The following is a 26459-nucleotide window of genomic DNA, read 5'->3' as shown; positions in this document are numbered from 1 at the left end:
GAGATGTCGACGATTGCTGTTGCACCAGCCCGTACGGGAGGGATGACGAAGGACGAACGTTTCGTCATTCTCGCGTCATCACTCGGCACGGTATTCGAGTGGTATGATTTTTACCTCTACGGTTCACTTGCCAGCATTATCGGCGCGCAGTTCTTCAGCGCCTATCCGCCGGCCACCCGCGACATCTTCGCGCTGCTCGCCTTCGCCGCGGGCTTCCTGGTCCGCCCGTTCGGTGCCATCGTGTTCGGCCGCATCGGCGATATCGTCGGCCGCAAATATACCTTCCTGGTCACCATCCTGATCATGGGTCTGTCGACCTTCATCGTCGGTCTGTTGCCCAACGCGGCGACCATCGGCATCGCGGCGCCGATCATCCTGATCGGTCTGCGGCTGTTGCAGGGCCTGGCGCTCGGCGGCGAATACGGCGGGGCAGCGACCTATGTCGCCGAGCACTCGCCGCCCGGCAAACGCGGTTACTACACCTCATTCATCCAGACCACGGCGACGCTCGGACTCTTTCTCTCGCTGATCGTGATCCTGTTTACCCGCACCATTCTCGGCGAGCCGGAATTCGCAGCCTGGGGCTGGCGTATTCCGTTCCTGGTGTCGGTGCTGCTGCTCGGCGTTTCGGTCTGGATCCGGCTGAAGCTGAATGAGTCGCCGGTGTTCCAGAAGATGAAGGACGAAGGCAAGAGCTCGAAAGCGCCCTTGACCGAAGCCTTTGCCAACTGGGGCAACGCCAAGATCGTGCTGATCGCCTTGATCGGCGGCACCATGGGCCAGGGCGTGGTGTGGTACACCGGCCAGTTCTACGCGCTGTTCTTCCTGCAATCGATCCTCAAGGTTGACGGCTATACCTCCAACCTGTTGATCGCCTGGTCGCTGTTGTTCGGGACCGGCTTCTTCATCTTCTTCGGCTGGCTGTCGGACAAAATCGGCCGTAAGCCGATCATTCTGACCGGCTGCTTGATCGCGGCGCTGAGCTTCTTCCCGATCTTCCGGATGATCACCTCCAACGCCAACCCGGCGTTGGAAAAGGCCATCGAGACCGTGAAGGTCGAGGTTGTGTCCGATCCTGCGCTGTGCGGCGATCTGTTCAACCCGGTCGGCACCCGCGTGTTCACCGCGCCTTGCGACACCGCGCGGGCCTATCTGGCGCAGTCCTCGGTGAAGTACTCGACCGCCTACGGTCCGGCCGGCTCCGGCGTCAAGGTCGTCGTCAACGGCACCGAGGTACCTTACGTCGACGCCAAGACCTCCAATCCGGCGGTGCTGGCGGCGGTTCAGGGCGCCGGCTATCCGAAGGCGGGTAACGCCGACATCGTCAAGATGTCGAACCCGTTCGACATCTTCAAGCCGCAGGCCGCGGCGGTGATCGGGCTGCTGTTCATCTTGGTGCTGTTCGTCACCATGGTGTACGGGCCGATCGCGGCGATGCTGGTCGAACTGTTCCCGACCAGGATCCGCTACACCTCGATGTCGCTGCCCTATCACATCGGCAACGGCTGGTTCGGCGGCTTGCTGCCGGCGACCGCCTTCGCCATCGTGGCCTCGACCGGCGATATCTATGCCGGCCTGTGGTACCCGATCATCTTCGCCTTGATCACCTTCGTCGTCGGTCTGATCTTCATGCCGGAGACCAAGAACGTCGATATCGGTCGCAGCTAAGTCTTCTCGATCCGGCGGCCCGCCGCCGGATCGCTCCATCGACTATCAACGGCCGCGGCGCAATCCGCGGCCGTTTTGCGTTGAGCGGGTGATCCTAAAATTGGCATCGCACCAGTCATTCCGGGGCGCGAGAGCGTAAGCTCGAGCGAACCCGGACTCTCGCAACTTGCGCGGCCTGTTGTCTGCGCGGCAAGATTCCGGGTTCGCTCGCAGCCAAGGCTGCTCGCGCCCCGGAATGACTGCTTGGTGTTGAATTGTAGGTCTCGCCCCCAATGACGGCGCCGCTTATCTCGCCGCGCCGACGAATTGCAGCACCACCTCGCGGCTGTGCGCGCGGCGGCGATGTTCGATCAGATAGATCGCCTGCCAGGTGCCGAGCGCGAGCCGGCCATCGAGCACCGGGATCTGCAGCGAGGTCGACGTCAGCATGGTTTTGACATGCGCCGGCATGTCGTCCGGCCCCTCGCTGTCGTGCGTCCAGTTCGCGGTCTCCGGTGCCAGCCGCTGCAGCACGGTCATCAGATCGGTGAGCACGGAGGGATCGGCGTTTTCCTGCACCGTCAGCGATGCCGAAGTGTGGCGGATGAAAAGTCCGACGACACCCTCCCGAGCCTCGGCCTCGGCGACGAATTTGGCGACTTCGCTGGTGACATCGACGAAGCCGGCCCCCGGCGTGCGTACCGTCAGCACGGTCGAGGTGACGACAGTGGCGGCGACGCGCGACAGCGGCGCGCGCGAGATGGATTTGGGTGATGACATCGAATGCCTTGCGGGCTCTGTGAGGGGCCGGCTGGTCAAATCTTGCCGTCGCCGCCGACGTCCTTCTGCATGCGGTTGGCGAGGTCGACCAGCTTGCGCCAGGCGTGTTCGATGAACGCCGTCAGCCGGTCGAGGTCGCGGTCGCTCGGCAGCGGAATTTCCAGTTTGCGTTCGCCGTCCTTCGAAGTGACGCCCGGCGTTTTCAACGAATCGGCTTTCGGCAACGCCTCGTCGGTCTTGCCGGCTGGCTCGCGCTGCGCCAGTTGGGCCTTCAGCACTTCGTTGCTCTGCCGCAGCTGTTGGTTATCGCCCTGCAAGGTCTCGAGTTCGGCCTTGAGCCGATCCGCGTCGCGCTGCAGCCGGCCGACTTCGGTATCCAGCGCGGCGCGCTCGTCCGGCATCACCAGACAGGCCCAACCATGACCCTTGTCGGAACAAATCGACGCCGTTCCGGTCCTGGTATCGAGCCGAATCACCCCGTCGCTCGCGGGCTGCAGCGTGTAGCGTCCGTTTTCAGAGTCGGGTGCCGCCTGCGCCCACGCCGCGCACGGCAGCAGCAGCGCGCAGGCCACCGCGGCGTTGTGATACTTTTTAGCCGTGGGCAACCGCGCCAGCGTCGTGTTCGCCGCCATCATCACCACCTCCGCTCGCCCCCGCTTCATCTGTGTCAGCAATCCTGCCAGCGGAAGGGGCCGCGGCCGGATTTCAAGGCGTCGGCCAACAGCTCGATGCGGTCCTGGCCCCAGAACACCTCGCCATTCAGCACATAGGCGGGCGAGCCGAACACGTCGGCGGCGATCGCATCGTGGCGGTTCTGTTCATAGATGGAGCCGATCGCCTCGCTGGCGGCGCGCTCCACCAAAGCCCCGCCAGGCAGGCCGGATTGATCGGCGAGCCGGACCAGCGTCGCCGCATCGGCCAGATCGAGCTCGGCTTCCCATATAGCCGCATAGGCGCGGCGCAGAAAAACATCGGGGTCGTGCCCGGCCTCGCACGCCGCGATCACCACGCCGTCGGCCAGCCGCGCATTGAACGGCCAGTGCTTTGGTCGCAGCTGAAAGTCCAGTCCGCGCTTGGCGCGCCAGCGTTGCAGCTCGACCATCCGGTAGCGCTGCCGGGCCGGGTGGCGCTTGGCCAGCGGCAGCCCGCCGGTTTCCGCGAACAGCTCGACCAGCACCACGGGTTTGTAATTCACCTTGAGATCGTAATCACTTACGACCTCGCGAAACGGCCCGTGGCCAAGATAGGCCCAGGGCGACGGCAACGAAAAATAGTAGTCGACGGCTTGCGACATGTGGGGATCCGGAGTGCTGCAATCGGGGCGCAAGCGCCATCGGAGCAGAGCCGCTGCCAAGGTGCAAGGCGGATACCGTCGCGGGCCAATGGTTGCAGTGCGACGTTTAGCCGGGGCCAATTTTGAATTTTCTGCAATATAATCAACGAAATCAATGCACTAACCAGAGCTCCGGGAATCTTGACTTGGCTTTATGTGGTCAGTATGGTCCGCGCGGCTTTTGAGGGTGAACGGGGCGTTACTTCCATCAACCGCCGCTAGTTTCGGGTCTCCAAAATCATGACGGACGACACGGAGCGCGGCGGCAAACACCACGATGGAAATCCCGACGATCCGTCCTCCGATGAGGCTGCGCTTTCCGCAAGGCTCGGAAGTCTGGAACAACGGTTATCCCAAACCCGGGCGAGCCGAAAAATCCAGGCGGACCAATCCGGAACAGGAAGTGAAAACGCGCAAGCCAGGGCCTCGGCCTTTGCGCGCGGCTTTCAGCTTTCCTCCGAACTGGTCGTGGGTGTTGTTGTTGGGGCTGCGATCGGGTGGGGTTTCGACCGCTTGTTGTCGACCTCGCCCTTCGGACTCATCGTGTTTTTCCTGCTCGGCTTCACCGCCGGCCTGATCAACCTGATACGGTCCGCGGGGCGCGGCTCCTGACCGGATCACGCGCCGACGGACGCGCTGCGAGACGATTGATGTCACTGTGCCGGCCTTGCCGGTGGACCGAGAGATGCCGCGCGGATGATTGATCCGATTCACCAGTTCAATATCGAAAAGATCTTCACCATCGGCCACATCGGCGGCCAGGAGATCGCCTTCACCAATTCCTCGGCTTACATGCTGGTCGCGGTGGCGGTGATCTCGTTGCTGATGATCGGCGGGGTGGCCGGGCGGCAGATGGTGCCGGGCCGCATCCAGTCGCTGGCCGAGATCTCCTACGAATTTGTCGCCGGGACGATCCGATCGACCGCTGGCGTCGAGGGCCTGAAGTTCTTCCCGCTGGTGTTCTCGCTGTTCATGTTCATCATGATCTCGAACATGGTCGGAATCATCCCCTACACCTTCACCATTACCAGCCATCTGATCGTCACTGCGGCGCTGGCGTTGCTGGTGTTCCTCACCGTGCTGATCTACGGCTTCTACAGGAACGGCCTGGGGTTTTTTAAGATTTTCGTGCCCTCCGGCGTGCCGGTGTTCATTCTGCCGCTGGTGGTGTTCATCGAGGTGTTCTCGTTCTTCCTGCGGCCGATCTCGCATTCGGTGCGTCTGTTCGCCAACATGCTGGCCGGCCATATCGCGCTGAAGGTGTTCGCAAGCTTCATTCCGCTGCTGGCGGGCCTCGGCATCGCCGGCTATTTCGGCGCCGTGCTGCCGCTCGGCATGGTGATCGCGCTGACCGCGCTCGAGCTGCTGGTCGCGTTTCTCCAGGCCTACGTCTTCGCCATCCTCACCTGCATCTATCTCAACGATGCGTTGCACGCGGGCCACTAAGCCCGATCTCTCAAGCTGAACCCAACAGGAGCGTTTCATGGATCCGATTGCCGCGAAGTACATTGGTGCTGGTATTGCCTGCATTGGCATGGGTGGCGCCGGCGCCGGCGTGGGCATCATCTTCGGCAACTACCTCGCCGCTGCGGTGCGCAATCCCTCGGCCGCGCAGGGCCAGTTCGGCAACCTGATCTTCGGCTTCGCCGTGACCGAAGCGCTCGGCATCTTCTCGCTGCTGATCGCGCTGTTGCTGCTGTTCGCCCTCTAAGCTTTTGACGGAGAGGCCCGCGAGGGTTTCGATCGTTCGGACAGGAGTATCCCGTGGCTGAAGGTCATGGCGACGCTAATGGCGCCACCGCCCACACCGCAGCGGATGGTGGCCACAAGGCCCCGTTTCCGCCGTTCCAGAAGGACACCTTTGCTTCGCAGCTGGTGTCGCTGCTGATCGCGTTCGTGGCACTTTATTTGATCGTCTCGAAGATCGCTCTGCCGCGCGTCGGCAGCGTGCTCGACGAGCGCGCCAAGCGGATCGAGGACGATTTCGCAGCCGCGCAGCGGTTGAAGGGCGAATCCGACGACGCGTTGAAGGCCTATGAGACCGAACTGGCGCAAGCTCGCGCCAGGGCGCAGGCGATCGGCGCGGAGACGCGCGAGCGCCTCAACGCGGCGTCCGAGGCCGAGCGCAAGTCTCTCGAAGAGAAGCTTGCGGTCAAACTCGCCGAAGCCGAGAAGACCATCGCGGCGACCCGTGAAACCGCGATGAGCAACGTTCGCGGCATCGCCGCCGACGCGGCAGCGGCGATCGTGCAGCAGTTGTCCGGCCTCGTGCCCGACGGCAAGGCGCTCGACCGCGCCGTCGACGCCACCTTGAAGGGATCGCAGGCATGACCGGGATTCTCGCCGAGCCGGAAACCTGGGTTGCCGTCGCCTTCGTGATCCTGATGGGCGTGTTCGCCTATTTCGGGGTGCACCGCACGGTGCTGAAGTCGCTCGACAACCGCCGTGACCGCATCAAGGCCGAACTCGACGAGGCCGCCCGCCTCAAGGAGGAAGCCGCCGCGCTGCTCGCGGAGTACAAAGCTCGCCGCGCCAGCGCCGAGCGGGAAGCGCAGGAGATCATCGCCGGCGCCAAGGACGAAGCCGAACGCATCGCCGCTGAAGCCAAGGCCAAGCTGGAAGATTTCGTCGCCCGCCGCACCAAGACCGCCGAGGGCAAGATCGCGCTCGCCGAGGCCCAGGCGGTGGCGGACGTCCGCTCCGCCGCAGCCAACGCCGCGGTCGCGGCCGCTTCGACCATTCTGTCGCAGTCGGTCAAAGGCCAGGTGGCCGAGGGCCTGCTGCAACGCGGCATCGAGGAAGTTCGCTCCAAGCTGAACTGAGCCGTCACAACTGATTTCACAACAGCCGGCGCGTCCCTCGCGCCGGCTGTTGTCGTTTGCGCCCCGCAGAACCTTCATCGCGCGTGAAAGCACATTGTCGCGGGATGATCGTACCCGCGAGGCTGGCGGTTGCCGCGCATCGTGGTTAGATTGATCCGGCGAGGCTGCGTTGCGCGTCAGGAGCCAATATCCCCGGGGCCTTATCGATCCTCACGGGAACTGTCCCTGGCCGGGTCCGTGGACCCGGTCATATGGTGCCCACCTACTTTCGTAGGGAACTCCGGGATCGAGCGCTTCAACGGCATCTGTGGCTTCGCGCTTCTCTTTCCGGTGGCGGCCCGTCGCCCTGGATTTGGGCGGCCCGAAACAGGGGCGCTGCTTTCGCGAGCGATGGCCGCATCCTATAACGGCGGATGGCTCTGTCCTCCCTCGACCCATCCAAGACCGATTTGCGCACCGCGGCGCTGGCGCGACGCCAGACGCTCGGCCCCGAGCACCGCACAGCGGCGGCGATAGCGCTGGCGGTGCGACCTTTTCCGCTTCAGATCACGCCCGGTAAGGTGGTCGCCGGCTATTTTCCGCTGCGCGGCGAATTCGATCCGCGACCGCTCTTGCAAGCCCTGGCCGGGCAGGGTGCGCGCTTGGCGCTGCCTGCGATCGTCGCGCCCGACCGGCCGCTGGCGTTCCGCGCCTGGCGCCCGGGTGACGATCTGGTGCGCGGCCGGCTCAACATTCCAGAGCCTTCAAGCGACGCTGCGACGTTAATTCCGAGCATCGTGCTGGTGCCGCTGGCGGCGTTCGACCGCGCCGGCCATCGCATCGGTTATGGCGGCGGCTATTATGATCGCAGCCTCGAAGCGTTGCGCCGCGATGGCGCCGTGACCGCGATCGGGATCGGCTTCGCGGTGCAGGAAATCCCGTTGGTTCCAGCGCTGGCGCACGACGCCCGGCTCGATCTTGTGCTAACGGAAGCCGAGACGATCGATTTCCGGAGTTGAGATCTTGCGCATTCTGTTCATCGGCGACGTGGTCGGCAAGGCCGGCCGCACCGCGATCGCCGAGTATCTGCCCGGCGCGATCCGCGACTGGAAACTCGATCTGGTGATCGTCAACGGCGAGAACGCCGCCGGCGGCTTCGGCATCACCGAGGCGATCTACAACGATTTCATCGATATCGGCGTCGACGCGGTGACGCTCGGCAACCACGCCTGGAATCAAAAAGAGGCACTGGTGTTCATCGAGCGCGCGCCGCGGTTGGTTCGTCCGGCGAATTTTCCGCGCTATACGCCGGGCCGCGGCGCCGCCCTGATCGACGCCAAGAACGGCGCCCGCGCGCTGGTGATCAACGCCATGGGCCGGGTGTTCATGGAGCCGCTCAACGATCCGTTCGCCGCGGTCGGCCGCGAGATCGAGGCCTGTCCGCTGGTCGAAGCCGCCGACGCCATCGTGCTGGATTTCCACGGCGAAGCGTCGAGCGAAAAGCAGGGCATGGGCTTCTTCTGCGACGGCCGCGTCAGCCTCGTCGTCGGCACCCACACCCATGTGCCGACCGCCGATCACCAGATCCTGCCCGGGGGCACCGGCTACATGACCGACGCCGGCATGACCGGCGATTATGATTCGGTGATCGGCATGCATAAGGACGAACCGCTGCGCCGCTTCGTCACCGGGATTCCGTCCGGCCGGTTCGAGCCGGCGAACGGGTCTGCGACGCTGAGCGGCGTCGGCGTCGAGACCGACGACGCGACCGGCCTCGCGCTGCGCATTGCGCCGGTGCGGCTCGGCGGCCGGCTGGAGCCGGCGGTGCCGGGGTTTTGGGTCGCGGAGGAGTAGCGCTGCGTCCGATTGGACGGCGGCCGCACTACAAAATTGGGTCGTCATTCCGGGGCACGAGCAGCGAAGCTGTGAGTGAGCCCGGAATCCATAACCACGGCGGGGGTTATGGATTCCGGACTTGCTCGTTCTGACGAACTCGCAATCCGGAATGACGGCCGCGGTTTTGGTCGGGCGCCTTCGGTCGAACAATTACGTCCACCTGCGCGCGGTACTCCGCGACGAAGCCTCACGCCACCGACTTCACCGTGGTCAGTTCCTTGATCTTGCGGGCGTGCTGCACCGCCTGCTGCGCCGCGGCGCTGTGGGTGAACAGCTCCAACTCCTCGGTGTCGCTGTCGTCCACCGGGGTCAGCGCGGTGTCGGTGTAGTTGAGCCGATTCGGATCGTTGCGCACCTTGCGGCGCAGCGCATCGATCCACAGCCAATGCGCGGCGCTGCGATAGAGCTTGATCGCAACCTCGACGAAAAGCTTCGGATAGAACCGCCACACCGGCTCCAGCGGCAGCGTCGAGCGGCGGTCGGTGCGCCGCTTCAGCCGCAGGATGCCGCCTTGCAGCGGGTGCACCTTCTCGATCGCCACCATCGAGGAGAACAGATAGATCATCGACGCCAGCCGCGAGATGCCGCCGCCGGTCGCGGCGGCGCGGCGCAGCATCCGCTCGACGTGTTCACGCGTGTAGTAGGCCGACCACGCCGACAGATAGGCGCCCTCCCATTCCTCGCGGCTCATGGTCGGGTGCGCGGTGACGACGTGTTCGATGTCGTAGCGGTTGAGGTCGGCATCCATCGCGACGCCCTGCTTGAACAATGTCTGGTGATCCTCCGAACCCGGCAACGGCGTCAGGCAAAAGAACTCCAGAATGTCCAGCGGCAGCTCGTTCTGGATGATGGCGATGTCCTCGGCGATCGAGGCCGGGGTGTCGTGCGGGAAGCCGAGAATGTAGCCCGCATAGGTCAGCACGCCGGCGCTCTTCCAGGCCAGCAGCATCGCTCGATACTCGGTGATCTTGTTCTGCCGCTTGTTGGCCGAGGCCAGATTCTGCGGATTGATGCTTTCCAGCCCGAGAAACACCCGCACCACGCCGGCGGCTTTCGCCTTGTCGATGAAGCCGGGGATCTTGTGGCACAGCGTATCGACCTGGATCACCAGCTTGATATCGCGGCCGCCCGCCGCGGCGGATTCGGCGCGCAGCTCGATCAACTGGTCGAGGATCGATTCCCAGTCCTTGTTGCGGGCGAAATTGTCGTCGGTCATGAAGAACCAGTTGACGCCCTGCGCCAGATTCTCGCGCACCAGTCGCGCGATGTCGTCGGTGCTGCGGCCGCGCGACTTGCGGCCCTGCACGTTGATGATGGTGCAGAACGAGCATTGATAGGGGCAGCCGCGGCCGGCGTCGAAACTGGTCTGGGTGTTGTAGGTGCGCGCGAGGAACTGCTTCGGCAGGATCGGCGACGGCGCGCCCTGCAGCGAGGGCAGATCGTTGAGGGTGTTGTAGAGCGGCTGCAATGCGCCGCGCGCGGCGTCTAACAACAGCGCGTCGCAGCGGCCTTCGAGCTCGCCGGCATACAGCGTGATGCCGAGATCGAGCGCATGCTGCAGATCCGGCTGAATCCCCGGCAGCATCGCCAGACACCCCGAGACGTGGAAGCCGCCGATCGCCACCGGCACGCCGGCCTCTCGCAACGGCCGCGCGATATCGAGCGCGCGGGGAAATTGGTTGGATTGCACGCCGACCAGAAACACCAGCCCGAAATTGTCGTGCGCGCGGAACCGCTCGATGATCGCGGCCGGTTTGATCCTGGTATTGATTTCGTCAGCCGCGGTGATGTCGATGGCGATGTCGTCGCCGATCGCGCCGCGCAGCCTCGAATCCTCGACCAGGCTAAAGACCACCGCCAGCGAGTTCGACGGCACGAACGAGCGGAACCATTGGATCACGTAGCCATCGTCGTCGTAATGCGACGGCTTGATCAGCGCGATCTGAAATCGCTTTTGAGTTGGCTTGGGGGACGCGGCGAAAGGCGGCGATGAAATCTGCGATGCGGTCAAACCAATCTCCAATCCGTTCAAAGGGCTGCAGATGTGTTGAAGTGTCGCGGGTCGTGGCCTCGTTCGGTCTTGGTCTTGATGAGTCGGTGCCGCGCGGATTACCCTGCGATCTGCCGACGTGGTCTTTCAAACCTGTTTGGTCAGTCGGACGCGACCGGAATAGATCGGCGTCATCAGCGGCGAGCAAACAGGAGCGCAATGCGGCCGGTTCCAATAGGGCCAGCTGGCACCTGTGCAATCTGACGCAAAGCCGGGAGGGTTTGCAAGCCCCCGGCATGGAGGGGCGGCGAAGGGCTGTCGCTGCGGAGCGATCTGATACGCGGCTGCAACGAGGCCAAGACGAGCGTTCGCCGCCGTGCCAGGTTAGCGACACGGCGGCGAACAGAGCGTTGTGGCCTAAGCGGCGCGTAGCGACTGCAGAAACTGGCCGACTTCGAGCTTCAGCAGGCTGCTGTCGCTCGACAGCGATTTTGCGGCGGACAGCACCTGCGCCGACGCCGAGCCGGTTTCGCTGGCGCCGTGTTGCACGTCGGTGATGTTGGAACTGACCTGCTGGGTGCCTTGCGCCGCCTGCTGCACGTTACGGGAAATCTCCTGGGTGGCGGCGCCCTGTTCTTCGACCGCCGAGGCGATGGTCGAGGAAATCTCCGACATCCGGCCGATGGTGACGCCGATCTCCTGGATCGCTCCCACCGATTCTTGGGTTGCGGCTTGGATGCCTGAGATCTGCTGGCTGATCTCGCCGGTAGCTTTGGCGGTCTGCTCGGCCAGTGCCTTGACTTCGGAGGCCACCACCGCAAAACCGCGGCCGGCGTCGCCGGCGCGGGCGGCCTCGATGGTCGCGTTCAAGGCCAGCAGGTTGGTCTGCCCGGCAATGGTATTGATCAGTTCGACGACGTCGCCGATCCGGGCTGCGGCCTTGGCCAGCTCACCGACCCGATCATTGGTCTTCTTCGCCTGGTCCACCGCCTCATTGGCGATCCGCGCGGATTCCTGCACCTGGCGGCTGATCTCGTTGACCGACGAGCTCATCTCCTCGGTCGCGGAGGCGACCGACTGCACATTGGTGGAGGCTTCTTCCGAAGCCGCCGCGACCAAAATGGTCAGTTCCTGGGCGCGGGCCGCGGTGGCGGTCAGGGTGCCGGCGGAGGCCTCGAGCTCGGTGGACGACGACGACAGCGACTCGACCAGTTCGCCGATCTGCGATTCGAATTTCTGGGTGATGGTATCGACCCGGCGACCGCGTTCGATCTTGGTGTTGGCGTCGAGCATCGCCGCCTCGTCGGCGGCCTTCTTGGCGATCAGCGCCGTTTTGAACACCTGCAACGTATCGGCCATCGAGCCGATTTCGTTGCGTTCGCCCTGATGCGGCACCTCGGCCGAAAGGTCGCCGCGACCCAGCGCCTGCATCGGTTTGACGATCGAGGCGATGCCGCTCGTGACGTCGCGCACCAGATAGATCGCCAGCGCGCCACCTGCCAGCATGGCGATGCCGAGGATGCTCAACAGCTGCATCAAGGCCGATTCATAGGCGGCGCTGGCGGCATGGCCGGCGGCATCGGCGCCCCTGTTGTTGAAGGCGATATCATTGTCCAGAATCACGTCGGCCTTCTTCGAGATCGGATAGGCCTTGGTCTCGTTGAACTCGGTGGCTTCGTGCGGAATTCGGCCGACGCTGTTGCGCGACAGCGCCAGCACCTGCGGGAGGCTGGCGTCGTAAAGCGCCCATTGTTGGCTCCATTCCTTGTAGAACGTGCGTTCCTCGGGCGAAGTGATCAGCGGCTCGTAAGCCTCACGAAACTTCCGCAGCGCTTGCGCCGAGGTTTCGATGCGCTTTTCCACTGCCGCCTTGGCCTCCGCGGTTTCGGACAGGATGTGCAGCCGCACGATGGCCCGATAGGTCACCACTTCCGCGCGCAGATTGCCCAAGGCGCGAACGCTCGGCAGCCAGTCGCTCTGGATCTCGACGGCGGCGGTGTTGATCGCCTGCATCTTGGTGACCGCCAGAAGCCCCATGCCAGTCATCGCGACCAGCAGGACTGCGACGACGACGATGATCTTGGCGCGAATGGAGAGGTGAGTAAACATCGTGAAATATCCCTCGGTCCTAGACCGTTGGTTGGCGACGCCTGGCGTGTATGGGGGACGCGGCGCAGGAACGCTCGGTCAGAACAGACTATGAACCTGGCCGGCGATGACTTTCGCCGGGCACTCTCGTCCTGCGGAATGAATTCCGAGTAAACCCGAACGGTAATTTTTGCCGGAAATGGCCGTCGCGGGCCGCTTGCGGGTCAGTCATGCAAAATCACGCCGTGCGCAGCGCCGCGAGGAATTGGCCGACTTCGCGCTTCAACAGGCCGCTGTCGCTCGACAGCGACTTTGCGGCCGATAGCACCTGCGCCGACGCCGTCTTGTCGTTGCACCGCGGAGGCGATGGTCAAGGATTGGTCGAGGATTCAGCGTGATCCCGAAAAATGCATATCGTTCGGAAAGGATCATGCCCAATCAAAAAGCCGGCGCAGAACGACGATTCGAAAGAAACGTCGTCGGGCTCTACAGCCGGTACGCGGTCCGGAAGCCGCCCCAATGCCGGCCGCGCACCCGGATCGGCACGTCGATCTCGCGCATCATCACGGTGTTGCCGTTGCCCATGTCGCGGGCGTAGCTCTGGATCAGGTAGCTGCGGGTGTTGCGGCCGGCGGCGAGCCCGGCGGGGTCGTTGAAGATCCGCCGGTTGCGGCAGTTCGCGGTGTTGAAGGCGACGTCGCCCGGGCGCTGCGGCTGCGAGTAGATCTTGTTGTGCACCGGCAGGTAGCCGTTGCGATCGATCATCGCGCAGAACGCCATCCGCGAATCCTTGACCAGGAAACTCTCCTGGAACGGCGGCAGCGCGCGATCCGCCCAGTCCAAGATTCCGGTGCGATGCTGCAGCGGATTGGAGCCGGCGATCTCGACATAGTTGTCGTCGAACATCTCCTCGATTGAAATCGCCCCGCTGGCCACGCCCTGTTCGAAGATCTTGGTCAGCGTCACGCCGGCCTGCATCGCCCGCGTGACGAATTCGGTATTCTCGTCGTGCAGCGCCCAGAGCTTGTCCTCGATCTGATCGCGGAGTGTCGCATCCGGCGCATGAAAGCGCGCCCGCACCCCGGCCGAGCTGTGCTCGCCGATCCGGATCTTGCAAGGGCCGACGCCGTCCAGCGTCGCCGCCAAGGTCTCGGACGCCGGCAGCGTCGCCGCGTCGGGCCCGGAGATCAGGATGCCCTCCATCGAGATTTCGTACACCGGCGCCTTGATCAGCACGCCGCGTTTGTCGATCTCGATGCCGAGATGGCAAGGCAGCGGCGTGCGCCCGTGATCGCTGTCGTTGCGGCCGAGCAGCACGGCGGTGCGGGTTTTCAGCTTCTCGGCGAACAGCGTGACGCTGGCGCCGGCTCTTGCGACCTCCTCGCCGTGGCTCTCGGCTTCGCGGGTGGCGCTGACGATTTCGGCGGCGCTGTCGCCGACCGAGACGATGAAGCTGGAGGCCGATGCGGCGTTCGTCGACATGTCGCTGGTGGTGCGGTTCTGTTCGGCCACCGCGCCGTTGACGTTTTCGAACACCGGGCGGATCGCCTCGATCGCCTGCGATATCCGATGCACCGCGGCGACCGAACTGGCGGCATCCTTCTGCAGCGCGTCGATCTTCTGCTTGATCTCCTCGGTCGCGGCCTGGGTCTGCACCGCCAGCGCCTTGACCTCCGTGGCCACCACCGCGAAGCCGCGGCCGGCGGCGCCGGCGCGCGCCGCTTCGATGGTCGAATTCAGCGCCAGCAGCGTGGTTTGCTTGGCGATCTTGGCGATCAGGTCGACGACGTTGCCGATCGCGGCAGAGGATTCCCGTAAGCGATCGACATCGGCGCTGGCCTCGGCGGCGGCGGCGGCGGCCTGGTCGGCCAGCGTCGAGGCTTGTCGCACCTGGGCGCCGATGCCCTCGGCGGAATGGGTGAATTTGTCGGCCGCCTGCGAAAACGTCGTCGCGGTGGATTGCGCGGCGCTGGTCCGCCCGGTCAGCGCGTCGGAGCGCTCGCGGATGGTGTGCAGCGTGGCGGCGGTGGATTGCGCCCCGCCGGCCACCGAACTTGCGGCGCGCTCCAGTTGCCGGATCAGCCCGCCGAGCTCGAGTTCCAGAAGGCCGAGGATATCGCTGGCCGAATCGGCCGCCGCGGTTTCCGGCACGGGCGCGGGCGGCGCAACGATCGATGGTGCCGGCTGGATCTGCGGCACGGGCGGGAGTTGTCGCGGCCGACGAAACACAGCAAACACCATGGCACTCTCTTGATGGGGGGCGTCGACGGTTACCCTGGCATTGCTCCGTGAAATGACGGTTAACTTTTCCCGCCTCGGGCGAGGATAAGCCTAAATACCACCCCGTTCCGGCGGCCGGCGATTTTGATTTTGCACCGGTCGCAGCCTATAACGCCGCGCCGACAATGACATTCCGACGAAACCTGTAGAGAGACCGCATGGCCGGACATTCCCAGTTCAAGAACATCATGCACCGTAAGGGCCGGCAGGATGCCCAGAAGTCCAAGCTGTTCTCCAAGCTGGCGCGGGAAATCACCGTGGCGGCCAAGCTCGGGACCCCGGATCCGGCGATGAATGCGCGGCTGCGCTCGGCGATCATCGCAGCGCGCCAGGAAAACATGCCGAAGGACAATATCGAACGCGCGATCAAGAAGGCGATCGGCAGCGACGGCGAGAACTACGACGAGATCCGCTATGAGGGCTATGGCCCCGGCGGGGTCGCGGTGATCGTCGAAGCCTTGACCGACAACCGCAACCGCGCCGCCTCCGACATCCGCTCCTATTTCACCAAATCCGGCGGCAATCTCGGCGAAACCGGCTCGGTGGCCTTCATGTTCGACCGCACCGGCATCATCGAATTCGACGCCAAGGTGGCGTCGGCCGACGACATGCTGGATGCCGCGATCGAGGCCGGCGCCGACGACGTGCTGTCGTCGGATTCCGGCCATGAGGTCTATGCCTCGCAGGATAGTTTCCGCGAGGTGGCCAAGGCGCTGGAGCAGAAGTTCGGCGAGGCTCGCAAGGCGGCACTGACCTGGAAGCCGCAAAACACCGTGCCGGTCGACGACGAGACCGGCGAGAAGCTGTTGAAGCTGATCGACCTCCTGCAAGAGCACGACGACGTGCAGAACGTCTACGCCAATTTCGAGGTGTCCGACGCCTTGATGGCGAAGATGGGCGGCTGATCAGCGTTCCATAGGGCTCGAAGCGCGGCCACATTCCAACCGTCATCGCCCGCGAAAGCGGGCGACCCAGTATTCCAGAGCGTCCGTGATAGAGCCGCACCGCTCGGCGTACTGGATCCCCCGCTTTCGCGGGGGACGACGGTTTGTTGTGGATCGAACCGCAATGCGTTGGATCGTGGGTCTCCCTAGTTCAGCTTTGGCACGCCCGGCCTTTGTTTCTGTTTCGTTCACTTTGCTGAGGCGTTATCACTCCATCATGAGTGCTCCGCCGATTCGCCAACCCATCCGTATTCTCGGCATCGACCCCGGGCTGCGTCGCACCGGCTGGGGCGTGATCGAGAGCTGTGGCAACCGGCTGGTGTTCATCGGCTGCGGCTCGGTGGAACCGGATAACGACCTGCCGCTGGCGAGCCGGCTATTGGAGATTCACCACGGGCTCGCCAAAGTGCTGGCGGAATTCGTGCCGGCCGAAGCCGCGGTGGAGCAGACCTTCGTCAACAAGGACGCCGGCGCCACGCTGAAGCTCGGCCAAGCCCGCGGCATCGCCATGCTGGCCCCCGCGTTGGTCGGCATTGCGGTGGCGGAATACGCGCCGAACCTGATCAAGAAGACCGTGATCGGCGCCGGCCACGCCGACAAGGCGCAGATCCAGATGATGCTGAAGATCCTATTGCCGAAGGCCGAGCCGAAGACCGCCGACGCCGCCGACGCGCTGGCGATCGCCATCACCCACGCGCATCACCGCGGCGGCGCATTGCTGCGGCTGAAGGCGGTGCAGGCATGATCGGCCACTCGCACGGCGCGCTCTCGCGCCCGAGGCATGGTACGCGCCCTCGCGGCGAATACAGCGCGCTCCCTCCCCCCTTGCGGGGGAGGGTTGGGGAGGGGGGTAACACGCGGCGAGGTCTTGCTTGGAGACCCCCACCCCCGACCCCTCCCCGCAAGGGGGAGGGGAGTTCGGCTGCCACCGGCGCTAGCGCTCACTCCACACCCGAAGCGCTCTGCCCCCGCAAGGTGGAGGAGAGAGTCCCCGCATTGGAGGCCCGATGATCGGTAAGCTCAAAGGCCTGATCGACAGCTACGGCGAGGACTATGTGATCCTCGACGTGCAGGGCGTCGGCTATCAGGTGCATTGCTCGGCGCGCACGCTGCAGGCGTTGCCGCAGGCCGGCGGCGCCGCGGTGCTGTCGATCGAGACGTATGTCCGCGAGGACCAGATCAAGCTGTTCGGGTTTCGCAGCGATCTGGAGCGCGAATGGTTCCGGCTCTTGCAGACCGTGCAGGGCGTCGGCGCCAAGGTGGCGCTGGCGGTGCTCTCGACCTTGCCGCCGGCCGATCTCGCCAATGCCATCGCGCTGCGCGACAAGGCCGCGGTGGCGCGCACCTCCGGCGTCGGCCCCAAGGTCGCCGAGCGCATTGTCACCGAGTTGAAAGACAAGGCGCCGGCCTTTGCCAGCGTCGATCCAGCCGTGGTGGCGCTGTCCGGCGCGCTCGACGAGCGCAGCGCGCCGCGCCCGGTGACCGACGCGATCTCCGCCCTGGTCAATCTCGGCTATGGTCAGCCGCAGGCCGCCGCCGCCATCGCGAGCGCCTCGCGCAGCGCCGGCGAGGGTGCGGAGACCGCGCAGTTGATCAAGCTCGGGCTGAAGGAGTTGTCGAAGTGAGTTTGACCGAAGCCGACCGCGCGCTGATCGAGGCGGCCGCCGCGGCGATCCGGCAGCGCTATCGCAACGACTGGCAGGAGGTCGGCGCGGCGCTGGTGACCCGCAGCGGCAAGACTTTCGCCGGGGTCAATCTCGACGCCTATCTCGGCCGCATGGCGGTGTGCGCCGAGGCGGTGGCGCTCGGCCAGATGATCACCGAACTCGGCGAGGCCGGCATCGCCACCATCGTGGCGGTGCGCCACCCGAAGCCGCAGGAGACCGACCGCAACGTTCATGTGGTGTCGCCGTGCGGCGCCTGCCGCGAATTGATCTTCGATTATGACCGCAACGCCCGCGTGCTGGTGCCCGGTCCCGACGGCGTGGTCGCGGTGACTATCGGCGAATTGCTGCCGAACAAATACAGCCGGGAGCGGAATTTGTGAGCGGCGTGACGCAAGCCTTCGCTGACGGTTGCCACATGCACGGCGCGCTCCCTCTCCCGCTTGCGGGGGAGGGTTGGGGAGGGGGCACGTCACAAGCGCAGTGCTTGCGGCTTCCCCCACCCCCGACCCCTCCCCGCAAGGGGGAGGGGAGAATAAGCGCTGCCGTTCCAGCACGTGCTATCCTGATCCGATGACCACGCCCTCCCGCATCGTCACCCCCGAGCGCCGCGTCGATGACGTCGGCGACACCGCGCTGCGCCCGCAATTGCTGTCCGAATTCGTCGGCCAGCAGCAGGCCCGCGCCAATCTGCAGATCTTCATCGACGCCGCCCGCAAGCGCGGCGAGGCGCTGGATCACGTGCTGTTCGTCGGCCCCCCCGGGCTCGGCAAGACCACGCTGGCGCAGATCGTGGCGCGCGAACTCGGCGTCGGGTTTCGCGCCACGTCCGGACCCGTCATCGCCAAGGCCGGCGATCTTGCCGCTCTCCTGACCAACCTCGAAGAACGCGACGTGCTGTTCATCGACGAGATCCACCGGCTCAGCCCGGCGGTCGAAGAAGTGCTGTATCCGGCGATGGAGGACTTTCAGCTCGACCTGATCATCGGCGAAGGCCCCGCCGCGCGCTCGGTCAAGATCGAGCTGTCGAAGTTCACCCTGGTCGGCGCCACGACGCGCGCAGGTCTGCTGACCAATCCATTGCGCGACCGCTTCGGCATTCCGGTTCGCCTGAATTTCTACACCATCGCGGAATTGGAAAGCATCGTCACCCGCGGCGCGCGGGTGCTGTCGATCGGCATCACGCCGGACGGCGCCAACGAGATCGCGCGCCGCGCCCGCGGCACGCCCCGCATTGCCGGGCGCCTGCTACGCCGGGTGCGCGACTTCGCTTCCGCTGCCGACAAGTCGGCGATCGATCGCGGCATCGCCGACCACGCGCTCTCCGCGCTGGAAGTCGACGCCGCCGGCCTCGACGCGATGGACCGCCGCTATCTCAGCACGATCGCGATGAACTACGGCGGCGGACCGGTCGGCGTGGAAACCATGGCGGCGGCGCTGTCGGAGCCGCGCGACGCCATCGAGGACATCATCGAGCCGTTCCTGATCCAGTGCGGCTATCTGCAGCGCACCCCGCGCGGCCGGCTGCTGACCAGCCACGCCTTCAAGCACCTCGGCCTTGCCGAGCCCGCGCGCGACGCGGCGCAGTTCGGGCTGTTCGGCCAGGGCGGCGAGGAGGGGTAGGCTCGCGATCGGCTCGCAAATGTGTTAAGCTAACATCATGAGTTCAGCTGCCGATAAAGCCCTCGAAGCCCTCGAACTGCTTCCCGAAGAGATGCGGGAGCCTGCGGCAGACTATTTCTTGTCGCAGGCCAGGAAATTTCGCGCGCTGAAAGATGCGGTTGATGAAGGCATCGCCGACGTCGAGGCGGGGCGCGTTCGTCCCTGGGATTTGCAGGAATTTCTGACACGGGCTCGGGCGCAAGCCAAGCGGTAGCTGCCGTGAAAGTCGTTCTCTCTTCACGCGCCGAAGCCGATCTCCTGGCCATCCACGGTTATTTCTCCGAACGAAATCCCGCTGCCGCGGATCGGATCATTACCCGGTTGTTTCATCGGTTCGAGGAACTGGTTGAATTTCCATTTCTTGGGCGGGATCGAAGCGAACTACGCGCCTCATTGCGAGCGCTCGTGGTGGATAGATATGTCGCCTTCTATTTGGTGGAGTCCGCTCAAATCGTGATCGTCCGAGTTCTGGACGGGCGGATGAATATCGATGAGGAGTTTGCCGAGTGATGGCAGGAGCCTCCCTCGCCCCGCCCGCATGGCGAGCGCCGGTTGCGGGGACCGCTGGATAACCCGTTCTTCTGAGGCATGGGATTCGGCATCGAGTGATGCTATATTTGATGCGCAGAACGGAGGTCGGCATGCGCACCACCATCGCGATCGACGACGAGCTTTTTGCAAAAGCTCAACAATATGCTGGCGTTAAAGAAAAGTCGGCGGTGATCAAGAAGGCGCTTCAGGCCTATGTCGAGAGTGAAGCCGCGCGCCGTTTAGCCCGCATGGGCGGATCCGCGCCGGATCTGGTGGCGCCGCCCAGGCGACGTTTCGAGTGATTCTGGCCGACACCTCGATCTGGGTCGATCATTTGGCTCGCGGCGATGAGCTGATGGAAGCGTTGCTGGATGCCAATGCGATCCTGATGCATCCCTTCGTGGTCGGTGAGGTCGCCCTTGGGACGCTTGCACGCCGGGAGGACACGCTCTCTGCTCTCGTCGAAATGCAAATGGCGGTGGTTGCAGAGCCTGCCGAAGTTCTATTTTTCATCCAGCGCAACGACATTTTCGGTAGCGGCATCGGCTACGTCGATGCTCATCTCCTGGTCGCGACGACGTTGACGCTGGAAGCAAGGCTCTGGACCAGGGACAAGAAATTGCGAGCGGTGGCCGAGCGGTTATCGATCGCCGCAGAAGTGGAGTGAGGCTTGACGAATTCTCTCGACGGCGCGATCGGCGACGGGCTGCATCGCATGCAGGTTCGCGTCTATTACGAAGACACCGATTTTTCCGGCATCGTCTACCACGCCAACTATCTGCGCTTCATGGAGCGCGGGCGGACCAACTATCTGCGGCTGCTCGGCGCCGAGCAGAGTGCGCTGTTCGCCGAAGCGCAGGATGAGGCGCCGGGCTTCGCCTTCGTGGTGCGGGCGATGCAGCTGGATTTTCTCAAGCCGGCGAAGATGGACGACGTGCTGGAGATCGTGACGCGGCCGCTCGAGGTGCGCGGCGCCTCGATCACCATGCATCAACAGGTCAAGCGTGGCGACGCGGTGCTGATCGAAGCCAAGGTCAAGGTCGCCTTCGTTGCGCAGGGCCGGGCGCGGCCGATCCCGAAGCCGCTGCGCGTGGCGATGGCGGCCGATCTCGGCTGAGCTACTTGCGCTTCCTTGCGGGGGGCTCCGGCTTCAGGCCCTGCGGATCGAAGCCGATATAGAACACGTAAGCGTCGCCGGCCGCCGCGGACGGCGCCGGATAGACGATGTCCTCAGCCACCAGGGTGAACGGCTCGTTGCCGTCCGCGGTCATCGTCACCCGGGTCTGATAAAGCTTGGTGAAGATCGTCTTCGGCTGCACGCCTTCCTGAACCACGGCGACGCGCAGCGGCACGTCGACGTTGCCCGGCGCGCCGGCCGGACCGGCGATCACCCGGCCCTGGATGCCGATCTTGGCCTTGACCATACCGTCGCCGAGATTGCACTCGCGCGCGGTGCGCCCGATCGTCGCTTGAAATCGCAGATCGTTGCCGGACGCCGGCTTGCCGGGCAGCCCGACCGCGTAGGTCGACGCGCCCGGGCGGATGCTGACCTCAGGGCAGGTGAGTTCGACTTCGGCTTCGGAGGCCGGCGCGGGGGCGCTGGCAGCGCCGCTCGGCGCCGGCTCGGATGAGCCGCCGAACAGACTCTTGAACCTGTCGGTGATGGATTGCGCCGCGGCCGGCGTCGCCAACAGGCTGCCACAAATGCTCAACGCCACCGCGGCGCGCAGCATTGCGCCACGCCGTGACGATGCCGCGCTGGTTGTCGTCAGAGGTTGGTCCCGCATCGAAGATCCCCGGCTTTCCGCATTGTCGTGTTTTGCCGCCGCCTTATACCAAAGCAATGGCGGCGAACCAAAGGCATCGCTGCGCCCGACCGCAGCATCACCCGCGGAAATCCTCGTGCAAGAGCCCGAACAGCAGGTGATCCTGCCAGACCCCGTTGATGCACAGATAGCGCCGCGCCAGTCCTTCGCGGGAGAAGCCGCATTTCTCCAGCACCCGGATCGAGGCGGCGTTGTTCGGAATGCAGGCGGCCTCGACGCGGTGCAGATTGAGTTCGCCGAACAGCGTCGGCAGCAGCACCCGCAACGCCGCGGTCATGTAGCCGCGCCGCGCATGGGGCTGGCCGATCCAATAGCCGATGGTGCCGGCCTGCACGATGCCGCGCCGCACATTGGCCAACGTCACGCCGCCGATCATCTCGCCGTCGGACTCGCGAAACACGATGAACGGATAGGCGCGGTCGCCGGCGATGTCCTCAGCGTAGCGCCGCAGTCGGCGCCGGAAACCCGAGCGGGTGAGGTCGTCGGATGGCCAGATCGGCTCCCACGGCGTCAGGAACGCGCGGCTTTGTTCGCGCAATTGCGCCCATTGCGGAAAATCGCCCATCTGCGGCGCACGCAGCAGCAAGCCGTTGCCGCGTGGCGCCAGTGCCGCCGGCCCGCTCGATGGCATACGAAACAGTGCCATGGACCGAAACTCCCCGTTCCATCAACAGCCCGTCGCCAAGTGTCGCGGCGGTGCTGCTCAGTGATAGCTCGGCTTGGCCTTCCCTAAAGTCAAACCTTCGGCAAAACCGACCGCGGTGTCCAGCCCGCGACCGCTCCCCAACGCCACCACCGCCGGCCGGCTGCGCGACAGCAGCGCGCGCGCCGCCTTGCTGGTCGACTCGACGCTGACGGCGTCGATCTTGGCCACCAGTTCCTCGACCGGCAACGGCCGACCATAGGCCAGCATATGCCGTGCCAGCTGCTCGGCGCGCGAGCTGCAGCTCTCCAGCGCCATCAACAGCCCGGCCTTCATCTGCGCCTTGGCACGGGAAATTTCGGCTTCGGTCAGGGTCTCGACCGCGTCGTTGATGACGTCGACGATCACCTCCATCATCTCCGGCGCGTCGGCCGGATCTGTGCCGGTGTAGAGCCCGAAGAAGCCGGTGTCGGTATAGGGGGCGTGGAAGGTGTAGATCGAGTAGCACAGCCCGCGCTTCTCGCGGACCTCCTGGAACAGCCGCGACGACATTCCGCCGCCGAGCACGTTGGTGAACACCTGCAGGCTGAACAGCGACGGGTCGGTCTGCGGCAGGCCTTCCAACGCCAGCGTCAGATGCGCCTGTTCGAGATCGCGGTGCACCACCTTGGAGCCGCCCGGGCCGAACAGCGCCGGCAATGGCGCCGGCGCCGGTGCGGCGTCGAAGCTCTTGAAGCGGTTCTGCACCTCGTCGACGATCTGCTGGTGATCGACCGCGCCGGCGGCCGCCACCACCATGTCGGGGCCGCGGTAATGTTTCGACAGGTAGCCCTGCAGGGTGTCGCGATCGAAGCCCTTCAGGGTCTGCGGCGTGCCGAGCAGCGAGCGGCCCATCGGCTGCTCCGGATAGCACAGCTCGTTGAGATGCTCGAACACCACGTCGTCCGGGGTGTCCTGCGCCGCACCGATTTCCTGCACGATCACGCTCTTTTCGCGCTCCAGTTCGTCCGGCACGAAGGAGGGGTTGGCGAGGATGTCGCTCAACACGTCGAGCGCCAGCGGCACGTCGTCCTTCATCACCCGGGCGTAATAGGCGGTGGTCTCCGTCGAGGTGCCGGCGTTGAGGTCGCCGCCGACCGCCTCGATCTCTTCGACGATCTCGCGCGAGGAGCGCTTGGTGGTGCCCTTGAACGCCATGTGTTCGAGGAGATGCGAGATGCCGTGCTCGTCGGGCTTCTCATCGCGGCCACCGACCCCGGTCCAAACGCCCAGCGCCGCGGTCTGCAGATGCGGCATGGTGTCGGTGACCACCGTCAATCCGGAGGGAAGCTTGGTGACCTCGACGCTCATCCGGCAACTCCTTGTTTCGCGGCGCGGCTGACCGCAAGCACGTAGTTTTCCACCGTCGCCTGATCGGGCTTCAGGGTGGTGATCTGCTCGGGCCTCGTCATCAGACCCTCCAGCCACAGCGGCAAGTCCGGACGCACGCCGCAGGCCGCTTCCACCGCGTCGGGGAATTTCGCCGCATGGGCGGTGGACAGCACGATGTTGGGAACGCTCGAATCGGTTTGGTCGCGGTCGGCCACCGCCAACGCCACCGCGGTGTGCGGGTCGACCAGGTCGCCGGCCTCGCGCCAGGCGGTGCGGATCGCGGCTGCGGTTTCCTCTTCGTCGGCGCGGCCGGCGTCGAATTGTTCGCGGATCGCCGCCAGCACGCGATCCGGCAGCACGTAGCGGCCGGATTGCTGCAGCGAGGCCATCAACCCGCGCACCAAGGCGGCGTCGCGGCCCGAGGCCTCGAACAGCAGCCGCTCGAAATTCGACGACACCTGGATGTCCATCGACGGCGACGCGGTGGCGTGGACCTCGCGGACCTCGTGGATCCCGGTCTTCAGGGTGCGCGCCAAAATGTCGTTGACGTTGGCGGCGATCTTCAGCTTGCGGATCGGCAGCCCCATCCGCTTTGCGACATAGCCGGCGAAGATGTCGCCGAAATTGCCGGTCGGCACGGTGAAATCGACGCCGCGCCCCGGCGCGCCGAGCGCCACCGCGCTGGTGAAGTAGTACACCACCTGGGCGATGATCCGCGCCCAGTTGATCGAATTGACGCCGGACAGCGCCACGCGATCGCGGAATTTGTGGTGGTTGAACAGCCCCTTCACGATCGCCTGGCAATCGTCGAAATTGCCTTGCAGCGCCACCGCGTGAACGTTACTCGCCGCCGACGTGGTCATCATCCGGCGTTGCACGTCGGAGATCCGGCCGTGCGGAAACAGCACGATCAGATCGACATTGTCGCGCCCGGCGAAGGCGTCGACCGCGGCGCCGCCGGTGTCGCCGGAGGTCGCGACCACGATGGTGATGCGCTGTTGGCGCTTCGCCAGCACGTGGTCCATCAGCCGCGATAATAGCTGCATCGCGACATCCTTGAACGCCAGCGTCGAGCCGTGAAACAATTCCAGCACGAATTGGCTGGGCGCGGTCTGGCGCAGCGGCACCACCGCGGGATGCCGGAACGTGGCATAGGCCTCGTTGGCCATCCGGCCGAGATCTTCGTCGGAGATCTCGCCGCCGATGAACGGGCGGATCACCTCGACGGCGACCTCCCAATACGGCCGGCCGAAAAACCCCGCGATCGCGTCGGGCGCCAATTGCGGCCAGATCTCAGGCACATAGAGCCCACCGTCGCGGGCGAGCCCGGTCAGCATGACATCGCAAAAGCCGAGCTTGGGGGCCTCGCCCCGCGTCGAAATATACTGCGTCAACACGTCCTCCAAAGGCGCGCGTTTTCGCCAAGCCCTTGATAATGTGGAAGTTCCGTCCATCCGCGAAGGATTCAAAGGCACCTTACAAGCTCGCTCGGAGCTTCACAAGGAAGCGCTGCGCAAGCCCGTGTGGATCCCTCAGGCCGAAACCGGCGCGTCGCCCGCGGAAGGCCAATGCCCTCTCCGCGTCATGGCCGGGCATGTCCCGGCCACCCACGGAAACCGGCAAGGCGTCGCTTGTGGGCGTGGATGGCCGCGACGAGCGCGGCCATGACGGGTTGGATGCCGTGCCTTATCGCCGTTGCAGTAATTCGGTTGGGCAGGGTCAGACTCAGCGGGCGATATCATCGCCGCTGCGCCGCCGCCGCTGCCCATTGAGCCAGACCGCGAAGGCGATCGCCACCGCGCCGGCCAGGCCGAACCAGGTGATGGCGTATTGCAGGTGGTCGTCCTTCAGATGCACGCCGAGCGGGCCAGGCTTGGGCACGCCGGAGGCGGGTACCGGCGTCTCCAAGTCGATGTAGAACGGCGCCACCTCGCCCCAGCCGAGCGCCGCCGCCATCGCGGCGGTGTCGCGAGCGAACCACAGCCGCTTGGCCACGTCGGGCGCCGGCGTCAGCGCGCCGCCGGCTTCGGGCAACCGCAGATAGCCGGTCAGCGCCACCGGCTCGCCGCTGCGCAGCGACGCCACCGCGCGGTCCTGCTGGGCGCGGTCCTGCATGGTGTTGGGAACGAAGCCGGCATTGATTATGAGGGTCTGCCCGCCCGGCAGCCGCGCCGGCAGCATCGCCCAGGTGCCGGGGCCGGCGATGTCGTCGCGGATCGCCGAGCCGGAGGAATACACCATCGCGTCGGGCTGGTTGGCGTAGCTCGCGGTGAAAGCGACACGGCGGAATTCGTCCTGCGCCGGAGTGAGCTTCGGCCACTCGACAGCCCGCGGCAACTCGCCGGGCGGCGCCGCCAGCCGCTCGGTCAATGCGGCGATCAGCGCGTGTTTCTGCACCCGGCGCTGCAATTGCCAGACCCCGAGCGACAGCAACACCGCCACCATCAGAGCTGCGATCACGCCGAGGCCGAGCCGGCCGCGGCTCCGCGGGAAGACATTGCTCATTTCGGCGCGCGATCCACCAATTGGCCCTCTTGCGCCTTGTGGTGGAATTGCAGCGCGATCAACAGCGCCTTCATCGACCGTAGCGGCAACAGCGTGGTGGCGAGGATCAAGGGCAGCCACAATGCGGCGTGCACCCAGAACGGCGGTTGGTACTTCACCTCGACGATCAGCGCGCAGCCGACCACGATGGCGCCGGCGATCATGATGATGAAGATCGCCGGGCCGTCGCCGCTATCGATGAAAGCGTAGTCCAGGCCGCACACCGTGCAGGACGGCGCCAATGTGAGAAAGCCGGCGTAGAGCTTGCCCTCGCCGCAGCGCGGGCAGCGGCAGGCGAGGCCGCGCAGCGCGCTCTGCAGGACGGTGGGGGTGGGAATGTCAGGCCGGTGGTCGATCATGCTGTGCGTCCTTGCTGACCTTCAATGTGTGAGTGCCCCGGACGCAGCGCAACGCGCCGCTCTTGCGGCGTGGTGCGCTGCAGATCCGGGGCCGTCACGA

30 protein-coding genes and 1 other RNA gene are annotated in these 26459 nt (G+C 65.2%); 19 read left to right on the top strand and 12 right to left on the bottom strand.

What is annotated here, in order from left to right:
- The first annotated feature begins 3 nt into the window (after window positions 1–3).
- Window positions 4–1668, top strand: coding sequence for an MFS transporter (locus tag RPC_RS24180; RefSeq protein WP_011475219.1), 1665 nt, complete (start codon window positions 4–6; stop codon window positions 1666–1668).
- A gap of 285 nt (window positions 1669–1953) precedes the next feature.
- On the opposite strand, the gene RPC_RS24175 is transcribed toward RPC_RS24180, so the two are convergent.
- Genes RPC_RS24175 through RPC_RS24165 form a run of 3 tightly spaced genes read right to left on the bottom strand, consistent with a single transcriptional unit; the run spans window position 1954 to window position 3721 of the window.
- The gene (locus RPC_RS24175) at window positions 1954–2427 is read right to left on the bottom strand and encodes a secondary thiamine-phosphate synthase enzyme YjbQ (protein ID WP_011475218.1); all 474 of its coding nucleotides are present in this window, start codon (window positions 2425–2427) and stop codon (window positions 1954–1956) included.
- A 35-nt stretch (window positions 2428–2462) separates the two neighbouring features.
- On the bottom strand, window positions 2463–3089 hold the full coding sequence (locus tag RPC_RS24170) for a hypothetical protein (RefSeq protein ID WP_415914772.1): 627 nt from the start codon (window positions 3087–3089) through the stop codon (window positions 2463–2465).
- A 5-nt stretch (window positions 3090–3094) separates the two neighbouring features.
- Window positions 3095–3721, bottom strand: a complete 627-nt coding sequence (locus RPC_RS24165) for a 2-hydroxychromene-2-carboxylate isomerase (protein WP_011475216.1) — start codon at window positions 3719–3721, stop codon at window positions 3095–3097.
- Window positions 3722–4000: 279 nt separating this feature from the next.
- Here RPC_RS24165 and RPC_RS24160 point away from each other — a divergent pair, with 279 nt between their 5' ends.
- The 8 genes from RPC_RS24160 to RPC_RS24130 all read left to right on the top strand — a co-directional run bounded on the left by RPC_RS24160 (window position 4001) and on the right by RPC_RS24130 (window position 8415).
- The gene (locus RPC_RS24160; RefSeq protein ID WP_011475215.1) at window positions 4001–4372 is read left to right on the top strand and encodes an AtpZ/AtpI family protein; all 372 of its coding nucleotides are present in this window, start codon (window positions 4001–4003) and stop codon (window positions 4370–4372) included.
- Window positions 4373–4456: 84 nt separating this feature from the next.
- The gene (locus tag RPC_RS24155; RefSeq protein ID WP_011475214.1) at window positions 4457–5206 is read left to right on the top strand and encodes a F0F1 ATP synthase subunit A; all 750 of its coding nucleotides are present in this window, start codon (window positions 4457–4459) and stop codon (window positions 5204–5206) included.
- A gap of 37 nt (window positions 5207–5243) precedes the next feature.
- A complete protein-coding gene (locus RPC_RS24150; protein WP_009796340.1) occupies window positions 5244–5471 on the top strand; it encodes a F0F1 ATP synthase subunit C in 228 nt (75 codons plus the stop codon).
- 53 nt (window positions 5472–5524) lie between these two features.
- On the top strand, window positions 5525–6091 hold the full coding sequence (locus RPC_RS24145; RefSeq protein WP_011475213.1) for an ATP synthase subunit b 2: 567 nt from the start codon (window positions 5525–5527) through the stop codon (window positions 6089–6091).
- Window positions 6088–6582 (top strand): ATP synthase subunit b 1, encoded by a 495-nt coding sequence (locus RPC_RS24140; RefSeq protein ID WP_011475212.1) that lies wholly within the window; start codon window positions 6088–6090, stop codon window positions 6580–6582. Before RPC_RS24145 ends, RPC_RS24140 begins: the two co-directional genes overlap by 4 nt.
- Before the next feature lie 158 nt (window positions 6583–6740).
- Window positions 6741–6900, top strand: a non-coding RNA gene (gene ssrS, locus RPC_RS25760) — 6S RNA.
- A 95-nt stretch (window positions 6901–6995) separates the two neighbouring features.
- Window positions 6996–7580: a 5-formyltetrahydrofolate cyclo-ligase gene (locus RPC_RS24135; RefSeq protein WP_011475211.1), complete on the top strand. Its 585-nt coding sequence runs from the start codon at window positions 6996–6998 to the stop codon at window positions 7578–7580.
- A 4-nt stretch (window positions 7581–7584) separates the two neighbouring features.
- On the top strand, window positions 7585–8415 hold the full coding sequence (locus RPC_RS24130) for a TIGR00282 family metallophosphoesterase (RefSeq protein WP_011475210.1): 831 nt from the start codon (window positions 7585–7587) through the stop codon (window positions 8413–8415).
- Between the two features lie 229 nt (window positions 8416–8644).
- Here RPC_RS24130 and RPC_RS24125 read toward each other — a convergent pair whose 3' ends face one another.
- The 3 genes from RPC_RS24125 to RPC_RS24115 form a co-directional block, all read right to left on the bottom strand.
- Window positions 8645–10468: a B12-binding domain-containing radical SAM protein gene (locus tag RPC_RS24125; RefSeq protein WP_011475209.1), complete on the bottom strand. Its 1824-nt coding sequence runs from the start codon at window positions 10466–10468 to the stop codon at window positions 8645–8647.
- 396 nt (window positions 10469–10864) lie between these two features.
- A complete protein-coding gene (locus RPC_RS24120; protein WP_011475208.1) occupies window positions 10865–12556 on the bottom strand; it encodes a methyl-accepting chemotaxis protein in 1692 nt (563 codons plus the stop codon).
- A 465-nt stretch (window positions 12557–13021) separates the two neighbouring features.
- Window positions 13022–14776 (bottom strand): methyl-accepting chemotaxis protein, encoded by a 1755-nt coding sequence (locus RPC_RS24115; protein ID WP_011475207.1) that lies wholly within the window; start codon window positions 14774–14776, stop codon window positions 13022–13024.
- A gap of 197 nt (window positions 14777–14973) precedes the next feature.
- Between RPC_RS24115 and RPC_RS24110 the strand changes: the two genes are divergently transcribed.
- The 10 genes from RPC_RS24110 to ybgC all read left to right on the top strand — a co-directional run bounded on the left by RPC_RS24110 (window position 14974) and on the right by ybgC (window position 20733).
- The gene (locus RPC_RS24110) at window positions 14974–15720 is read left to right on the top strand and encodes a YebC/PmpR family DNA-binding transcriptional regulator (RefSeq protein ID WP_011475206.1); all 747 of its coding nucleotides are present in this window, start codon (window positions 14974–14976) and stop codon (window positions 15718–15720) included.
- A 256-nt stretch (window positions 15721–15976) separates the two neighbouring features.
- Window positions 15977–16504 carry a crossover junction endodeoxyribonuclease RuvC gene (gene ruvC / locus RPC_RS24105; RefSeq protein ID WP_011475205.1) on the top strand — a complete coding sequence of 176 codons (528 nt, stop codon included), beginning with the start codon at window positions 15977–15979 and terminating at the stop codon, window positions 16502–16504.
- A gap of 262 nt (window positions 16505–16766) precedes the next feature.
- Complete coding sequence (ruvA, locus tag RPC_RS24100) at window positions 16767–17384, top strand: Holliday junction branch migration protein RuvA (protein ID WP_011475204.1); 618 nt, start codon at window positions 16767–16769, stop codon at window positions 17382–17384.
- Window positions 17381–17806 carry a cytidine deaminase gene (locus tag RPC_RS24095; RefSeq protein ID WP_011475203.1) on the top strand — a complete coding sequence of 142 codons (426 nt, stop codon included), beginning with the start codon at window positions 17381–17383 and terminating at the stop codon, window positions 17804–17806. Before ruvA ends, RPC_RS24095 begins: the two co-directional genes overlap by 4 nt.
- 190 nt (window positions 17807–17996) lie before the next feature.
- Window positions 17997–19046 carry a Holliday junction branch migration DNA helicase RuvB gene (ruvB, locus tag RPC_RS24090; RefSeq protein WP_011475202.1) on the top strand — a complete coding sequence of 350 codons (1050 nt, stop codon included), beginning with the start codon at window positions 17997–17999 and terminating at the stop codon, window positions 19044–19046.
- Window positions 19047–19083: 37 nt separating this feature from the next.
- On the top strand, window positions 19084–19299 hold the full coding sequence (locus RPC_RS24085) for a hypothetical protein (RefSeq protein WP_041802242.1): 216 nt from the start codon (window positions 19084–19086) through the stop codon (window positions 19297–19299).
- 5 nt (window positions 19300–19304) lie between these two features.
- Window positions 19305–19595, top strand: coding sequence for a type II toxin-antitoxin system RelE/ParE family toxin (locus RPC_RS24080; protein ID WP_011475201.1), 291 nt, complete (start codon window positions 19305–19307; stop codon window positions 19593–19595).
- 131 nt (window positions 19596–19726) lie between these two features.
- Window positions 19727–19918, top strand: coding sequence for a type II toxin-antitoxin system VapB family antitoxin (locus tag RPC_RS24075; RefSeq protein WP_041803271.1), 192 nt, complete (start codon window positions 19727–19729; stop codon window positions 19916–19918).
- The gene (locus tag RPC_RS24070) at window positions 19915–20283 is read left to right on the top strand and encodes a type II toxin-antitoxin system VapC family toxin (RefSeq protein ID WP_041802241.1); all 369 of its coding nucleotides are present in this window, start codon (window positions 19915–19917) and stop codon (window positions 20281–20283) included. Before RPC_RS24075 ends, RPC_RS24070 begins: the two co-directional genes overlap by 4 nt.
- Window positions 20284–20331: 48 nt before the next feature.
- Complete coding sequence (ybgC, locus tag RPC_RS24065; RefSeq protein ID WP_049766233.1) at window positions 20332–20733, top strand: tol-pal system-associated acyl-CoA thioesterase; 402 nt, start codon at window positions 20332–20334, stop codon at window positions 20731–20733.
- A 1-nt stretch (window position 20734) separates the two neighbouring features.
- Here the strand turns inward: ybgC and RPC_RS24060 are convergent, their stop codons facing one another.
- The 6 genes from RPC_RS24060 to RPC_RS24035 all read right to left on the bottom strand — a co-directional run bounded on the left by RPC_RS24060 (window position 20735) and on the right by RPC_RS24035 (window position 26359).
- Window positions 20735–21349 carry a hypothetical protein gene (locus RPC_RS24060; RefSeq protein WP_041802240.1) on the bottom strand — a complete coding sequence of 205 codons (615 nt, stop codon included), beginning with the start codon at window positions 21347–21349 and terminating at the stop codon, window positions 20735–20737.
- Between the two features lie 151 nt (window positions 21350–21500).
- Complete coding sequence (locus RPC_RS24055) at window positions 21501–22088, bottom strand: GNAT family N-acetyltransferase (protein ID WP_011475196.1); 588 nt, start codon at window positions 22086–22088, stop codon at window positions 21501–21503.
- 57 nt (window positions 22089–22145) lie between these two features.
- On the bottom strand, window positions 22146–23435 hold the full coding sequence (locus tag RPC_RS24050) for a M16 family metallopeptidase (protein ID WP_011475195.1): 1290 nt from the start codon (window positions 23433–23435) through the stop codon (window positions 22146–22148).
- On the bottom strand, window positions 23432–24850 hold the full coding sequence (gene thrC, locus RPC_RS24045) for a threonine synthase (RefSeq protein ID WP_041803270.1): 1419 nt from the start codon (window positions 24848–24850) through the stop codon (window positions 23432–23434). Before thrC ends, RPC_RS24050 begins: the two co-directional genes overlap by 4 nt.
- A gap of 331 nt (window positions 24851–25181) precedes the next feature.
- Window positions 25182–25961: an SURF1 family protein gene (locus tag RPC_RS24040; RefSeq protein WP_011475193.1), complete on the bottom strand. Its 780-nt coding sequence runs from the start codon at window positions 25959–25961 to the stop codon at window positions 25182–25184.
- The gene (locus RPC_RS24035) at window positions 25958–26359 is read right to left on the bottom strand and encodes a DUF983 domain-containing protein (protein ID WP_011475192.1); all 402 of its coding nucleotides are present in this window, start codon (window positions 26357–26359) and stop codon (window positions 25958–25960) included. Before RPC_RS24035 ends, RPC_RS24040 begins: the two co-directional genes overlap by 4 nt.
- Window positions 26360–26459: the final 100 nt, after the last annotated feature.

The organism is Rhodopseudomonas palustris BisB18, assembly GCF_000013745.1.
Classification (GTDB): Bacteria; Pseudomonadota; Alphaproteobacteria; order Rhizobiales; family Xanthobacteraceae; genus Rhodopseudomonas_A; species Rhodopseudomonas_A palustris_F.
Note: the sequence above shows the minus strand (reverse complement) of the source record. Positions and strands in the feature narration are given on the sequence as shown.

Coding starts and splice junctions, on each gene's coding strand:
- RPC_RS24055 (WP_011475196.1), bottom strand. CDS start 22,088: ATGGCACTGTTTCGTATGCCATCGAGCGGGCCGGCGGCACTGGCGCCA.
- ruvB (WP_011475202.1), top strand. CDS start 17,997: ATGACCACGCCCTCCCGCATCGTCACCCCCGAGCGCCGCGTCGATGAC.
- RPC_RS24035 (WP_011475192.1), bottom strand. CDS start 26,359: ATGATCGACCACCGGCCTGACATTCCCACCCCCACCGTCCTGCAGAGC.
- RPC_RS24180 (WP_011475219.1), top strand. CDS start 4: ATGTCGACGATTGCTGTTGCACCAGCCCGTACGGGAGGGATGACGAAG.
- ruvA (WP_011475204.1), top strand. CDS start 16,767: ATGATCGGTAAGCTCAAAGGCCTGATCGACAGCTACGGCGAGGACTAT.
- ybgC (WP_049766233.1), top strand. CDS start 20,332: ATGCAGGTTCGCGTCTATTACGAAGACACCGATTTTTCCGGCATCGTC.
- RPC_RS24155 (WP_011475214.1), top strand. CDS start 4,457: ATGATTGATCCGATTCACCAGTTCAATATCGAAAAGATCTTCACCATC.
- RPC_RS24150 (WP_009796340.1), top strand. CDS start 5,244: ATGGATCCGATTGCCGCGAAGTACATTGGTGCTGGTATTGCCTGCATT.
- RPC_RS24085 (WP_041802242.1), top strand. CDS start 19,084: ATGAGTTCAGCTGCCGATAAAGCCCTCGAAGCCCTCGAACTGCTTCCC.
- RPC_RS24165 (WP_011475216.1), bottom strand. CDS start 3,721: ATGTCGCAAGCCGTCGACTACTATTTTTCGTTGCCGTCGCCCTGGGCC.
- RPC_RS24040 (WP_011475193.1), bottom strand. CDS start 25,961: ATGAGCAATGTCTTCCCGCGGAGCCGCGGCCGGCTCGGCCTCGGCGTG.
- RPC_RS24135 (WP_011475211.1), top strand. CDS start 6,996: ATGGCTCTGTCCTCCCTCGACCCATCCAAGACCGATTTGCGCACCGCG.
- RPC_RS24060 (WP_041802240.1), bottom strand. CDS start 21,349: ATGCTGCGCGCCGCGGTGGCGTTGAGCATTTGTGGCAGCCTGTTGGCG.
- RPC_RS24075 (WP_041803271.1), top strand. CDS start 19,727: ATGCGCACCACCATCGCGATCGACGACGAGCTTTTTGCAAAAGCTCAA.
- RPC_RS24140 (WP_011475212.1), top strand. CDS start 6,088: ATGACCGGGATTCTCGCCGAGCCGGAAACCTGGGTTGCCGTCGCCTTC.
- ruvC (WP_011475205.1), top strand. CDS start 15,977: ATGAGTGCTCCGCCGATTCGCCAACCCATCCGTATTCTCGGCATCGAC.
- RPC_RS24175 (WP_011475218.1), bottom strand. CDS start 2,427: ATGTCATCACCCAAATCCATCTCGCGCGCGCCGCTGTCGCGCGTCGCC.
- RPC_RS24170 (WP_415914772.1), bottom strand. CDS start 3,089: ATGAAGCGGGGGCGAGCGGAGGTGGTGATGATGGCGGCGAACACGACG.
- RPC_RS24120 (WP_011475208.1), bottom strand. CDS start 12,556: ATGTTTACTCACCTCTCCATTCGCGCCAAGATCATCGTCGTCGTCGCA.
- RPC_RS24160 (WP_011475215.1), top strand. CDS start 4,001: ATGACGGACGACACGGAGCGCGGCGGCAAACACCACGATGGAAATCCC.
- RPC_RS24115 (WP_011475207.1), bottom strand. CDS start 14,776: ATGGTGTTTGCTGTGTTTCGTCGGCCGCGACAACTCCCGCCCGTGCCG.
- RPC_RS24110 (WP_011475206.1), top strand. CDS start 14,974: ATGGCCGGACATTCCCAGTTCAAGAACATCATGCACCGTAAGGGCCGG.
- RPC_RS24050 (WP_011475195.1), bottom strand. CDS start 23,435: ATGAGCGTCGAGGTCACCAAGCTTCCCTCCGGATTGACGGTGGTCACC.